This window comes from Sinorhizobium terangae (assembly GCF_029714365.1).
In the GTDB taxonomy this organism is placed as follows: domain Bacteria; phylum Pseudomonadota; class Alphaproteobacteria; order Rhizobiales; family Rhizobiaceae; genus Sinorhizobium; species Sinorhizobium terangae.
Genome location: NZ_CP121659.1, coordinates 2918486 through 2930847, shown reverse-complemented (window position 1 = coordinate 2930847; position 12362 = coordinate 2918486). Strand labels below are relative to the sequence as shown.

At 62.3% G+C, this 12362-nt stretch carries 10 protein-coding genes and 1 other RNA gene; 7 read left to right on the top strand and 4 right to left on the bottom strand.

Going from position 1 to position 12362, the window contains the following annotated elements; translation table 11 throughout:
* A complete protein-coding gene (gene gap, locus QA637_RS14000) occupies window positions 1-1011 on the bottom strand; it encodes a type I glyceraldehyde-3-phosphate dehydrogenase (protein ID WP_153436406.1) in 1011 nt (336 codons plus the stop codon).
* A 70-nt stretch (window positions 1012-1081) separates the two neighbouring features.
* Window positions 1082-3064, bottom strand: coding sequence for a transketolase (gene tkt, locus QA637_RS13995; protein WP_153436405.1), 1983 nt, complete (start codon window positions 3062-3064; stop codon window positions 1082-1084).
* A 526-nt stretch (window positions 3065-3590) separates the two neighbouring features.
* Between tkt and QA637_RS13990 the strand changes: the two genes are divergently transcribed.
* The 3 genes from QA637_RS13990 to ssrS all read left to right on the top strand — a co-directional run bounded on the left by QA637_RS13990 (window position 3591) and on the right by ssrS (window position 4462).
* Window positions 3591-3860: a DUF4164 domain-containing protein gene (locus tag QA637_RS13990; RefSeq protein ID WP_136508101.1), complete on the top strand. Its 270-nt coding sequence runs from the start codon at window positions 3591-3593 to the stop codon at window positions 3858-3860.
* 10 nt (window positions 3861-3870) lie between these two features.
* Window positions 3871-4248 (top strand): cell division protein ZapA, encoded by a 378-nt coding sequence (locus QA637_RS13985; RefSeq protein ID WP_153436404.1) that lies wholly within the window; start codon window positions 3871-3873, stop codon window positions 4246-4248.
* 55 nt (window positions 4249-4303) lie between these two features.
* A non-coding RNA gene (gene ssrS, locus QA637_RS13980) (6S RNA) lies at window positions 4304-4462 on the top strand.
* 20 nt (window positions 4463-4482) lie between these two features.
* Here the strand turns inward: ssrS and QA637_RS13975 are convergent.
* Entirely contained in the window at window positions 4483-5346 is an 864-nt protein-coding gene (locus tag QA637_RS13975; protein ID WP_283061857.1) for a LysR family transcriptional regulator, read from the bottom strand.
* Between the two features lie 318 nt (window positions 5347-5664).
* The gene (locus QA637_RS13970; RefSeq protein ID WP_153436403.1) at window positions 5665-5880 is read right to left on the bottom strand and encodes a helix-turn-helix domain-containing protein; all 216 of its coding nucleotides are present in this window, start codon (window positions 5878-5880) and stop codon (window positions 5665-5667) included.
* Between the two features lie 281 nt (window positions 5881-6161).
* On the opposite strand from QA637_RS13970, the gene QA637_RS13965 reads away from it, so the two are divergent.
* The 4 genes from QA637_RS13965 (at window position 6162) to QA637_RS13950 (ending at window position 12202) form a co-directional block, all read left to right on the top strand.
* Window positions 6162-6743 carry a 5-formyltetrahydrofolate cyclo-ligase gene (locus QA637_RS13965; protein WP_153436402.1) on the top strand — a complete coding sequence of 194 codons (582 nt, stop codon included), beginning with the start codon at window positions 6162-6164 and terminating at the stop codon, window positions 6741-6743.
* A 6-nt stretch (window positions 6744-6749) separates the two neighbouring features.
* The gene (locus QA637_RS13960; protein ID WP_283061854.1) at window positions 6750-7574 is read left to right on the top strand and encodes a TIGR00282 family metallophosphoesterase; all 825 of its coding nucleotides are present in this window, start codon (window positions 6750-6752) and stop codon (window positions 7572-7574) included.
* A 291-nt stretch (window positions 7575-7865) separates the two neighbouring features.
* Window positions 7866-9026, top strand: a complete 1161-nt coding sequence (locus tag QA637_RS13955) for an efflux RND transporter periplasmic adaptor subunit (protein WP_153436400.1) — start codon at window positions 7866-7868, stop codon at window positions 9024-9026.
* A complete protein-coding gene (locus QA637_RS13950) occupies window positions 9023-12202 on the top strand; it encodes an efflux RND transporter permease subunit (RefSeq protein ID WP_153436399.1) in 3180 nt (1059 codons plus the stop codon). The genes QA637_RS13955 and QA637_RS13950 overlap by 4 nt, the downstream gene beginning before the upstream one ends.
* Window positions 12203-12362 lie beyond the last annotated feature (160 nt).

Here is a 12362-nt window from a genome sequence, read left to right as displayed (position 1 = left end):
TTAGATGAGCTTGGCGAAGGCCACCGCCGTGTCGGCCATGCGGTTCGAGAAGCCCCATTCGTTGTCGTACCAGGTGAGGATACGGACGAAGTTGCCTTCGATGACCTTGGTCTGGTCGATCGCGAAGATCGAGGAGTGGCTGTCATGGTTGAAGTCGCGCGAAACGAGCGGCTCTTCCGTGTAGCCGAGAACACCCTTCAGCGCGCCGTTTGCGGCAGCCTTGATGGCGTTGGTGATTTCCTCCACCGAGGTGTTGCGCTTGGCGACGAACTTAAAATCCACAACCGAGACGTTCGGGGTCGGAACGCGGATCGACGTGCCGTCGAGCTTGCCCTTCAGTTCCGGCAGAACCAGGCCGACGGCCTTGGCGGCGCCGGTCGATGTCGGAATCATCGACAGAGCGGCTGCGCGGGCGCGGTAGAGATCCTTGTGCATCTGGTCGAGCGACGGCTGGTCGTTCGTGTAGGAGTGGATCGTAGTCATGAAACCGTGGTCGATGCCGACAGCGTCATTCAGCACCTTGACGACCGGAACCAGGCAGTTTGTCGTGCAGGAGGCGTTGGAGATGACCAGATGATCCTTCGTCAGCTTGTCATGGTTGACGCCGTAGACGACGGTCAGGTCGGCGCCGTCGGCCGGGGCCGAGACGATGACGCGCTTGGCGCCTGCTTCGAGGTGGGCGGCCGCCTTGTCGCGCGCGGTGAAGATGCCGGTGCACTCCATCGCGATGTCGACGCCGAGTTCCTTGTGCGGCAGCGTCGCCGGATCCTTGATCGCCGTTACCTTGATCGGCTTGCCGCCGCCGACGGTGATCGTGTCGCCTTCGACCTTGACTTCGGCCGGGAAGCGACCGTGGATCGAGTCATAGCGCAGCAGGTGAGCGTTGGTCTCAACGGGGCCGAGATCGTTGATGGCGACGACTTCTATGTCGGTGCGGCCGGATTCGACGATCGCGCGGAGCACGTTGCGGCCAATGCGGCCAAAACCGTTGATGGCGACTTTCACTGTCATATCGGGTCCTTCCCTATCAGAATGGCGTTTTACGAATAGAAGGCGCCTTGGGAAGCGCCCCCCGGCTTGATCAGGACAGTTTGGCTTCGGCGGCCGCTACAACAGCGTCCGGCGTGATGCCGAAATGCTTGTAGAGGTCCTTGTAAGGACCGGAAGCGCCGAAGCTCGACATGCCGATGAACGTGCCATCGGTGCCGATGAAGTGATCCCACCCCTGCCGGATGCCGGCTTCGACGGCGATCTTAACCGGTGAATTGCCGATGATCGCCTGCTGGTAATCTTCGCTTTGCTCGGCAAAGAGCTCGAAGCAGGGAACAGACACGACGCGCGTCGAAACACCCTTGGCGGTGAGCGCCTGGCAGGCCTTGACGGCGATCTCGACTTCCGAGCCGGTGGCGAAGATCGTCACCTGGGCATCGCTGGCGGAGATAAGGTCATAGGCGCCGCGGGCGCAGAGGTTGTCTTCCTCATATTCCGTGCGCACCGCCATCAGGTTCTGGCGCGTCAGCGCAATGCCGGACGGACGGTTGTGGCTTTCGAGCGCGAGCTGCCAGCATTCGGCTGTTTCGGTTGCGTCGGCGGGACGGAACATCAAGAGGTTCGGAATGGCGCGCAGCGCAGCCATGTGCTCGACCGGCTGATGGGTCGGGCCGTCTTCGCCGAGACCGATGGAATCGTGGGTCAGCACGTGGATGACGCGGATGCCCATCAGCGCTGCGAGGCGGATCGACGGACGGCAATAATCCGAGAAGATCAGGAAGCCGCCGGAATAGGGGATGAGACCGCCGTGCAGCGCCATGCCGTTCATCGCCGCCGCCATGCCGTGTTCACGCACGCCATAGTGGATGTAGCGGCCGGAGAAGTTGTCCGGCGTGATCGAATGGGTCTGGCTGGTCTTGGTGTTGTTCGAGCCGGTGAGGTCGGCAGAGCCGCCGATCGTCTCGGCGAGAATGCCGTTGATGACTTCGAGCGCGTCCTCGGAGGCCTTGCGGGTCGCGGGCGACGGCTTGGTCTCGGCGAGCTTCTGCTTGTAGGCGCTGATTGCGGAGGCAAGGCTGCCTTCGAGCTCGCCGGCGAAGCGCCGGATGAACTGTGCCTTCTTCTCGGTCTCGGTCTTTTCGAGGCGCTCTTCCCAGTCTTTCCGCGTCTTCGTCGAGCGAAGGCCGGCGAGGCGCCAGGCGTCAAGCACGTCCGAGGGAACGGTGAAGGCCTCGGCCTCCCAGCCAAGCGCCTTGCGGGTGGCGGCGATTTCGTCGGCGCCGAGCGGCGAACCATGGACCTTGTGCGTGCCGGCCTTGTTTGGGGCGCCGAAACCAATGACGGTCTTGCAGGCGATCATCGTCGGCTTGTCGGACTTCTGGGCCTGCTCGATCGCAGCGGCAATCGCATCCGGATCATGGCCGTCGACTGCGATGGTGTTCCAGTTGCAGGCGCGGAAGCGCGCGTGCTGGTCGGTCGAATCCGCGATCGAGATCGGGCCGTCGATCGAGATGTTGTTGTCGTCCCAGAAGACGATCAGCTTGTTGAGCTTGAGATGGCCGGCGAGCGCGATCGCCTCCTGGCTGACGCCTTCCATCAGGCAGCCGTCGCCGGCGAGCACGTAGGTATAGTGCTCCATCAGGTCGCTGCCGAATTCGTCACGCAGCTTGCGTTCGGCGATCGCCATGCCGACCGAATTGGCAATGCCCTGGCCGAGCGGACCCGTGGTGGTCTCGATGCCGGCCGCATGGCCGTATTCCGGATGGCCGGCCGTGCGCGAACCAAGCTGGCGGAAGTTCTTGATCTCGTCGATGGTGATGTCCTCGTAGCCCGTGAGATAGAGCAGAGAGTAGAGCAGCATCGAGCCGTGGCCGGCCGAAAGCACGAAGCGGTCGCGGTTGGGCCAGGCCGGGTTCTTGGGGTCGAAATTCAGATACCGCGTGAAAAGGACGGTTGCGATATCGGCAGCGCCCATCGGGAGGCCTGGATGACCGGAATTTGCCTTCTCGACGGCGTCCATGGAAAGGAAGCGGATCGCATTTGCCATCCGATCGTGTTTTTCGCGAGAGATCATGACTGTTCCGTTTGAGTTCGGTGGTCAGGGACGGTCTCTATCCTCCAAGACCGTATGAGAAGCGGCAGACACATAGCAGGTGCACCGCGCGAGTCAATTGATACGAAATACTGGCCTTCCGCGACTAAATGGTGGCGTGCTTTTCGATATCGTTCTTGCGCTGCAGCATTGAGTGATGTTGCGCTTGCTAAGGAGCGATGATCCACAGCTTCCGACGCCGATTGCGGCCGAGGGCATTGTTGAGACTTGGGGAATGGGTTTAAAAAGAATCGAGGCGAAGCAGCGGACTGCGTCTGCCGATTCGGCTCTTCCGGAGCGCCGCGTTCCCGGAACGCGCAGAGAATTCTACGGCGCCCGCGCGTCCAGTCGGACGCGCCAAGGTCGCTGTAGCACTTTGGAATGCTGCATGATTTTGTCCTTAAGTCGATTTCGATTTAGGGGATCATGCAGTGGCAGGTTGACTTAGGGCGGGGCGGAAATCCGCTTCACACGTTTTCCTCATCCCGCTCCAGAGAGGTATCGGAGCATGCCGGCAAAGACGGTCAAAGCGGCGATCGAGGAGCTACGGAACGCGGTCCAGTCGCTTGAGGGCGCGATCGACGGTCGTTTCGACAAGGAAAGGGACTTGAGCGAATTCGAGGGCGAGGTGCGGCGGGTCAATACCGACCGGGCGCGGCTGGCACAGGAGCTCGACCAGTCCCAGTTCCGGGCCAACCGGCTGGAGGAAGTCAACCGCGAAGTTTCCCGTCGCCTGGTGACGGCAATGGAAACCATTCGAGCGGTGCTGGATCGTTGAGGTTTACGCGATGGCGCAGGTAACGGTGACGATCGACGGCAAGGCCTACCGCATGGCCTGCGAGGAAGGGCAGGAGGATCACCTCAGCGACCTCGCGGCGAGATTCGACCAATATGTGGCCCATCTCAAGGGACAGTTCGGAGAAATCGGCGATCTTCGGCTGACCGTGATGGCCGGCATCATGGTCATGGACGAATTGAGCGAGGTCAATCGCCGGCTGAAGAGCCTTGAAACGGAACTCGGCAATCTGAAGAGCGGCCGCGACGTTGCGTTGTCCGAACAGGCGAGGAGCGAGGAGGCACTGGCCTCGGCGCTCAGCGAAGTCACGGCCCAGATTCATAGCATCGCTGCCAAGCTCAATGGCCGCCCCGCTGTTCCGGCCAACTGATCGTCTTTAAAAGACCCCTCTGGCGAAAACGGAAAAGAGCCTCTATATCTGAGCGCGCGGTCTGCGCTTCCCGACAGGAACCACAATCCCCGGGGCCATACACGATCTCAAGGGAGCTGTCCCTGGCCGAACTCGTGGGTTCGGACATACGGCGCCCACCTACTTAGTAGGCACCCGGGATCGTAAACTATCCACCGGTCGTCGTGGATCGCACTTCTCCTTCTTGGCGGACCGCTATGGGCCCAAGAAAGCGCTGCGGATGGCGTCGGCCATGGCATCGATCGTCGGTGACCGATTTTCCAGCCTAGTGCGCAGCACGACATTCGACATGTCGATGATGCCGAACCCGTCATCCTCGGTCAGTTCGCGACAGCCGGGCGGTATGGCGCTGCGCGACAGCGGCGCGATCGCAAGACCGGAAACGACGGCCGCGATCAGACCGCCGCTCGTTCGGCTGACATAGGCGACGCGACTGCGTTTTCCACGCCTCTTCAGACTCTGCATCGCCAAGTCATCGCACCATCCGCCCGTGGCGTATGTGTATGTGGCTATCGGCAATGGCTGCCGCTCATGTGTGCAGTGCTGATCCGAGGTAACCCAGACAGTCGGATCCACCATGAGGACTTCGTTCTTGGTGCGCCCGCCGGGCTCGAAAACGACCGCAATGTCGATCTCGCCTGCCTCGAGGGCCGTTCGGTTGGACATCGAGGTGCCCTGTTGCACCGTGACCTCCACGCCGGGGTGTATGGCGGCAAACGCACCCAACGCTCTTGGAAGCGTGGAGTTGATATACTCCTCGGGAATCCCGATCCTGACCGCGCCGTCGAGCGCGGGCTGGCGCATGGCCGCCGCGGTGTCGTCGAGGAGCGCCACGATGCGCCGCGCGTTGTCGATAAGGCGCCGGCCTTGCATCGTCAGCGCGACCCCGCGCGAATGCCGGTCGAAAAGCGTGTCGCCGAGCGCATCTTCAAGCTTCTTGATCTGCATGCTCACGGCTGACTGGGTGCGCCCGACGCTGTCGGCCGCCTTGGTCAGATTGCCGGTGTCGGCAACCGCAAGGAAGGTTCTCAGCAGGTCGCTGTCGAGCGGAAGGGACATCTTGCAGCCATCAGAAAATCTGATGACAGCTATGTTCGCAATTCGTTTGCCGGATGTCAACGGAGGGTGGAGAATTCAACAGTGTCGAGCGCCATCCGGAGTTCCGCTGATGAGTGTGCCATTCCTTGCCGGTTCCGCCGGCTCCTCCCTCGCCTTTCAACTACAGGGGCTGGTCGCGCGCTGGCGCGTGTGGCAGGCCGCGCAGGCTGCGCCGTATCCAGAGGCACCATGGCATAATCCGCGATTGCTCAATGACGCTGGTCTTCCGGGCGAGCCCGGCTGGTTAGCGGACCTCGACGCCACCCGCCTGGACCCGGCCTATCGTTCCCACTGGATGTTATGAAGCAGTTCGAGTCTTGCTGCGCGAAAGATGGCTTCCGCGAGATTGGTCGCCTGAAGCTTCCGCATCGCTTCATCGAGCGCGCTGTTGATGCGTTCCATCGGAATGTCGGTCTCACGCACCATGTCCTGCCTGGTCCTGCCGCAGGCGGCTAGTGTGAGGCAACGCAGTTCGAGGGGATCGAGTTGGTTCATCTTGTCTGCCCGCCCACTCTCGCCCGTTAAGGCCACAGTTCCGCATTCTCTGCGCGGATTAGATGATGCTAATTATCTGAAAACGCGAACTTATTTGCACGCCCAAGGTGACGCGTGAAAGCGGAACCGCGCGCAGTGATGAATGGAGCGCTAATGCTGTGCCGAAACGGGAAAGGCGCACGGGATTGTCGTGAGGTGTTGCAAAAGCGGCGGCGGCGTGGTTCCAGCTACGGAGCGCTTTGCGCTATGAAGGCGAAAACCCCGCAGGATAAGGTTGTCGGATGTCACCGAAAGATTTGAAGGCAGCGCTTAGAAAGGAACGCCTGGCTCTGCGTGATGAAATGCCGTTGGAGGTGCGCATCGAGGCGAGCCTGTCCATGGCCGAGCACGCCGGTGATGTCATCGCGCTCGATCCCGGCCATGTCGTTTCCGGTTTCTGGCCCATTCGCTCGGAAGCGGACATCCGTCCGCTGATGGTGCGGCTCAGGGACCGCGGCGCCCGGCTCTGCCTGCCGGTGATCCTGGACAAGAAAACCATCGTCTTCCGTGAACTTGTCGACGGCGTCGCGGTGGTCGAAACCGGGTTCGGCACCACCGGCCCCGGGCCGGACGCGCCCGAACTCGATCCCGACATCATGCTTGTGCCGCTTTCCGCCTTCGATTCGGCCGGGCACCGGATCGGTTACGGCGCCGGCTATTATGACCGCGCAATCGAACGATTGCGCCGCAAAGGGCATATGCCGCGACTGATCGGGATTGCATTCGACTGCCAGGAAGTGGCATCAGTGCCGGCTGAACCGCACGACGTCGCGCTGGACGCGGTGCTGACGGAGAGCGGCTTCCGGCATTTCAAACAGGATTGAACGGGTATGCGGCTTCTTTTTCTCGGGGACATGGTTGGCAAGACGGGCCGCACGGCGGTCTGGGAACGCCTCCCCGGATTGGTCGGGGACCTGAAGCTCGACTTCGTCATCGTCAACGGCGAGAACGCCGCAGGCGGCTTCGGCATCACCGAAGATATCTTCCTGGAAACGATCAATGCCGGTGCCGACGTGGTGACGACCGGCAACCATGTGTGGGACCAGAAGGAAGCGGTGGTCTTCTGCGAGAGGCACGACCAGTTCCTGCGCCCTACGAACTATCCGGCCGGCACGCCGGGGCGTGGCTCCAATCTCTTCTTTGCCCGCAACGGGGCCCGCGTGCTGGTCGCCAACATCATGGGGCGGGTTTTCATGCATCCCGAGCTCGATGATCCCTTCAAGGCCGCCGAGACGATCCTCGACGCCTGTCCGCTCGGGGAGCAGGCCGACGCCATCGTCTTCGACTTCCATGCCGAGGCCACCAGCGAGAAGCAATGCTTCGGACACTTCGTCGATGGCCGCGCCAGCCTCGTGGTCGGAACCCACACTCACGTTCCGACCGCCGACCATCAGATCCTCAACGGCGGCACCGCCTATATCAGCGATGCAGGCATGTGCGGCGACTATGACTCGTCACTCGGCATGGACAAGGAAGAGCCGCTCAACCGGTTCATCTCAAAGATGCCGAAGGGCCGCTTCGAGGCGGCGTCCGGGCCCGCGACCCTTTGCGGCGTCGGCGTCGAGATTTCCGATCGCACCGGTCTTGCGGAGAAGATCGCGCCGCTCCGGCTCGGCCCGAGGCTCGACGAAACGATCCCTGAGTTCTGGTCGTAAACGGGGCGCAGCCGGCGCGAGCAAGCGCTTTTCCACCCTATTCTAGCACTTGCAGCCGGCTATCCCGTCCTGCGGTATCGTCTTCCGGGAATTGCGTTTTTTCAAGTGACAGCCCCGCCAAATGGTGGCAGGTTAGCGTCAAAATCAGAGCCGCACGGGATGCGGCCGCTGTTGCAAGTTTTCCATTTAATGCCGCCCGAATGCCTCCCGCTTCGGGTTTCAGTGTCGCCAGCCCGAACGTAAAATCCACGCCGGGCGATTTCGGCTTTCAACTGCTTTCGGAGGACGTGCATGTTGCGAAAGTGGCCGTTGCCCGCAATCTTCAGTGTTCCGTTCGTTCTTCTCGCCGCATCGCTTGCGGCTGCCCAGAACGCGCCGCCGGCGCCGACGGTGACCGTCGCCAAGCCGGTCGTGCGCGATGTGATCGACGCTGATGAATTCATCGGTCGCTTCGAGCCCGTCGACCAGGTCGCCGTCCGGTCCCGCGTCGGCGGTTATCTCGATGAGGTCTTCTTTACCGACGGGGCATTGGTGAAGAAAGGCGACAAACTTTTCGTCATCGACCAGCGACCGTTCCGCACCGCTCTCTCCCAGGCCGAAGCCTCTCTTGCGGCGGCGAGGTCGACACTTGAATTCGCGGAGAGCACGTTCAAGCGGACGGAGTCGCTCACCGGAAGCGGCACGCTCTCCGTGTCCAAGCTCGATGACGATCGCCGCGCGCTGCTTGCGGCGCAGGCGAATGTGCGCGGCTCGGAGGCAGCCGTCGAGCGGGCCAAGCTCGACCTCGAGTACACGACGATCACAGCGCCGCTGAGCGGTCGCGTCGATCGACGCCTGATCTCGCCGGGTAACCTCGTCCAGGCCGATCAGACGGTGTTGACGACCATCGTTTCGCTCGACCCGATCGACTTCTATTTCGATGTCGATGAGCGTCGCGTGCTTTCCTACGCCCGCACTGCCCGGGAGCGGGGCAGTGCGCTACAGGAGGGCGGTGGGGCGCTCAGCGTATTGGTGACGATCGCCGACGCCACCGAACGACCGTTCGAAGGCAAGCTCGACTTCTCGGAAAACAGGGTGGACAACCAAACAGGCACGATGCGCCTGCGCGCCCGGTTCGCGAACCCGAACTTCATCCTCCAGCCGGGCCTCTTTGGGCGTGTGGAGGTGGAAGGCTCAAACACCTACAAGGCGATCCTTGTTCCTGATGAGGCGATCGCCGCCGACCAGAACGAACGCGTCGTCTACGAGGTCGGCCAGGATGGCAGCGTCGTGACCAAGCCCGTGCGTCTCGGACCGCGGCTGCATGGCTATCGGGTCATCCGCAGCGGCATGACCGGCGACGAGACGATTATCGTCAACGGTCTCATGCGCGTCAGGCCGGGCGCGAAGGTGAAGCCGGAGCTCGTCGTGCTGCCGCAGGAAGCGGCGCAAGCGGCGGAGAGCGCCCAATGAGGTTCGCCCATTTCTTTGTCGACAGGCCGATCTTCGCCTCGGTGCTTTCGATCGTGCTGCTGATCGTCGGCGGCATCGCCTATTCCCAGCTTCCGGTGGCGCAATATCCGGAAATCGCGCCGCCCACCATCGTCGTACGCGCCTCCTATCCGGGCGCGGATGCCGAGACCGTTGCCAACACCGTCGCCACCCCGCTCGAGCAGGAGATCAACGGCGTCGAGAACATGCTCTACATGTCCTCCTATTCGACCGCGGACGGCTCGATGGCGCTGACGATCACCTTCAAGCTTGGCACGAATCTCGACCAGGCTCAGGTGCTGGTGCAGAACCGCGTTTCAGTAGCCGAGCCCCGGCTGCCCGAGGAGGTCCGGCGCATCGGCGTCACGACGACGAAGAGCTCGCCGGATCTGATGATGGTCGTTCATCTGTTGTCGCCGAACGACCGCTACGACCAGCTCTATGTCTCGAACTACGCCCGTACGCGCATCCGCGACCTTCTCGTCAGGCTGGACGGCGTCGGCGACGTTACCTTGTTCGGCGAGCGCGAATATGCGCTGCGTGTGTGGCTCGATCCGCAGAAGCTCTCCGCCTATGGCATGACCTCCGGCGATGTCGTCGAGGCGCTGCGCGAGCAGAACGTCCAGGTTTCGGGTGGTTCCATCGGCGGGCCGCCTATGTCGGGCGACACCGCCTTCCAGTACACGGTTACGACCGACGGGCGTTTCAGCGACCCGCGGCAGTTCCGCTACGTGATTGTCAAGGCCACGGAAGACGGCAGGCTCGTGCAGTTGCAGGACGTCGCCCGCGTCGAGCTTGGCGCCCGCGAATATGTCACCAACAGCTACCTGAATGGCAAGCCCGCCGTTGCGCTCGGCATCTTCTCGCGCCCCGGTACCAATGCGCTCGCGGCGGCGGAAGCGATCCAGGCCACGATGGCTGAGCTTTCGAAGGATTTTCCGGAGGGGCTGGAATACCGGATCATCTACAACCCGACGGAGTTCATCTCGGAATCGATCAATGAAGTGTACAAGACGATCGGTGAGGCTGCGATCCTCGTGGCCTTGGTGGTGATCGTTTTCCTGCAATCCTGGCGCACGGCGATCATTCCGATCGTCGCCATCCCGGTCTCGCTGATCGGCACCTTCGGGCTGCTTTTTGCCTTCGGCTTTTCGCTGAACATGCTGACCCTATTCGGGCTCGTGCTTGCGATCGGCATCGTCGTCGACGACGCGATCGTCGTCGTCGAGAACGTCGAGCGCAATCTCGCGCTAGGCATGACGCCGAGAGAGGCGGCGCATGTGACGATGGACGAGGTGGGTGCGGCGGTCATTGCGATTTCGCTCGTCTTGACAGCGGTATTCGTGCCGACCGCCTTCATTCCGGGTATCTCTGGCCAGTTCTATCTGCAGTTCGCCGTGACGATCGCAGTGGCGACGGTGATCTCCGCGATCAATTCGCTGACGCTCTCGCCGGCGCTCGCGGCCGTTCTGTTGCGCCCGCACGAGAACCATGAGCGTGAGAGCCGCAATCCGGTCACACGTGTCGGTCGGGCGTTCGCCAACGGCTTCAACCGCGGCTTCGATCGCATGGCTGACGGCTATGGCTGGGTGGTACGCCATCTCGTCAAGACACGGTTGGCGATTGGCGCCTCGCTCGTCGTCTTCGCCGGTCTTCTCGGGGCCACCTGGTACATGGCGCAGATCGTGCCGCGCGGCTTCATCCCGACGATGGACCAGGGCTATGCCATCGTCGTCATCCAGCTTCCCGATGGTGCTTCGCTCGAACGGACCGACGCGGTCGTGCAGCGGGCATCGGAGATGATCAGGAAGGTGCCAGGCGTCAGGGACGCCGTCGCCTTTGCCGGTTTCAGTGGCGCGACCTTCACAAATGCATCCAACGCCGGCGTCATCTTCACGCCGTTCGACAGTTTCGAGGAGCGGCTCAAGAACGGGCAAAGCGCCACCCAGATCATCGGCCAGATCTTCGGCACGATGCAGAGCATCCAGGAGGCCTTCATCATCGCTATTCCGCCGCCGTCCGTGCGCGGCATCGGCAATGCCGGTGGCTTCAAGATGCAGGTCATGGATCGTCAGAGCGCCGACATGCGCCGCGCCCTCGGGCTTGCCCGCCAGATGATGGGCATGGCCAGCCAGACGGAGGGGCTGACCGGGGTCTTCACCACCTTCTCGGCGTCGAGCCCGCAATTCTTCCTGGCGATCGACCGAGACAAGGCACGGGCACTGAACGTGCCGATCCCGAATATCTTCGAAACGCTCTCGATCAATCTCGGCACATCCTACGTCAACGATTTCAACGCATTCGGTCGTGTCTACCAGGTTCGCGCCCAGGCCGACCAGAAATACCGGGTAGAACGGGACGACATCCTCGCCCTGAAGGTTCGTTCCGCATCGGGTGCGCTGGTACCGCTCGGAACGCTCGTCGAAATCCGCGACACCAGCGGGCCTTCGCTTGTCCAGCGCTACAACATGTATGTTTCCGTGCCGCTCCAAGGCAATCCGGCGCCTGGCGTCGCGACCGGCACCGCGCTTGACAAGATGGAGGCACTCGCTGCCCAGGTCCTGCCGCAGGGTACAACCTTCGAGTGGACCGAGCTTGCTTTCCAGGAGCGCCAGACCGGCAACACGGCCGTCTTCATCTTTACGCTCTCGGTGATCTTCGTCTTTCTCGCGCTCGCGGCGCAATATGAAAGCTGGGTGCTGCCGTTGGCGATCATCCTGATCGTGCCGCTTTCCGTTCTGGCTGCCCTTCTCGGTGTTGCCATCCGGGGGTTCGACAACAACGTGCTCACGCAGATCGGTCTTGTCGTGCTGATCGGCCTTGCCGCCAAGAACGCCATCCTGATCGTCGAATTTGCCAGACAAGGTGAGGAGGAAGGCAAAACGCCGGTGGAGGCAGCGATCGACGCAAGCCGGCTGAGGCTGCGGCCGATCCTGATGACCGCCTTCGCCTTCATCCTCGGCGTCGTGCCGCTGGTGATCGCAACGGGTCCGGGCGCCGAAATGCGCCAGTCGCTCGGTACGGCGGTCTTTTCCGGGATGCTGGGCGTGACCCTCCTCGGATTGTTCCTGACGCCTGTCTTCTATGTGACGCTGCGCTCGCTTGGCCGGAAACGGGTGAAAGCCGTCGAGGAAGCACCGGGCGCACCGGCTGAGTGAGTGCGTCTTGCCGATCCTGCGCCAGGGTATTGGACCTGAATACGCTTTCAGTGCCCTCGTTCGACAAATGCGGACAATGACGCGATTGTGAGCGCCGGCGCCAGTTTGGCGCTGGACGGGCCTGCGGCCTTGAATGATCCTGCCACGCGCCAGATCACGA